Source organism: Arsenicibacter rosenii (assembly GCF_001870735.1).
Classification (GTDB): domain Bacteria; phylum Bacteroidota; class Bacteroidia; order Cytophagales; family Spirosomataceae; genus Arsenicibacter; species Arsenicibacter rosenii.
The window spans coordinates 1-1,031 of sequence record NZ_MORL01000177.1 but is presented as its reverse complement, the minus strand read 5'-3'; the positions used below and the strand labels follow the sequence as shown (position 1 = coordinate 1,031).

The 1,031-nt window shown below is 57.5% G+C and carries 1 protein-coding gene; it reads right to left on the bottom strand.

Annotation, left to right across the window (positions count from 1 at the left end; genetic code table 11):
• Window positions 1-1,031, bottom strand: a 1,031-nt coding sequence (locus tag BLX24_RS33115; protein WP_071506927.1) for a hypothetical protein, incomplete at both ends; no start/stop codon positions are given.

Genomic DNA, 1,031 nt, shown 5'->3' with positions numbered 1-1,031 from the left:
AACTGACCGGCACGAAGCGATTCCAGAATGGCCCAGTGATTGGCCCGTAAACCGCTCGCCCCGTTCCAGAATAATGAGTAGGTGCTCTGCACCGGTCCCGCCTTGGGAATCCCCCCGCTCAGCCCCTTCCAGAACAGGAGCCGCGGCGCAAAGGTGTTGCTCAGCTGGGCAAACTGACTGGTAATCCCGATCTGCCGGGTCTTCGCCGTTCCCGAGACATCCTCCAGCAGCGTCGAAAAAAGGGTCGTAATTTTGGCAATCCCCGGATCAGTGCCCGGCGTCAGATAATCCTCCAGTTCGGCGGGCTTGTCTTTCATCAGCCCGTCCCCGCCATCCGGCGTCATGATCAGCTGAATGCGGGTATTACTCTCGGGGGTTTTGGTGGGCTTTCCCACCGCCTTGCCGCTCCAGTCCAGAGTAGTCGGCTGAATCAGCGCATCCTGCCAGAACCCGATCACCAGCGTCCGGGCAACCAGATCAATATCATAGCGCAGGTTCAGCAGCTTTCTGAGCTCAATAAGCAGTTGTGCCGGTGTCAGATCGGGCAGGTGCCGGGCGATGGTAATCGTGGTGGCCGCATCCAGGGCGCGGGTATTGTAGAGAATCAGGTTCTGATAGGCCGGATGCGTAAAAAACGAACCACTGATTTTCACGCCTGTCAGCACCTCCAGCCGGTGAAACAGATACTTCAGAAAGACCATCGGCACTTTGGGTGTGTAACCGGCATACCCCCCGTCGTAGTGATTCACCCGCCCGTTAAAGCTGATGCCCGCTCCGTTATCGCCGTAAAAGTCCGGATTCAGAATCGTCGGAAACGCAATGGCATAATAGCTGCCGTCGCTGATCGTCGGGGTCAGCGTTGATGGAACCGCCAGCGAGCCCAGACTGAGCTCCGTCAGCGGCTTGTTGGTGTAGTCCCCGAAGAGCTCCCCGTAATTGTCTACAAACAGACCGGTATAACCGGCAGGTCCGGCTTCGGTCAGCAGGTAGGTACCTTCCTGAATCAGCTGGCCGTTGTAGTAATGCTGCAT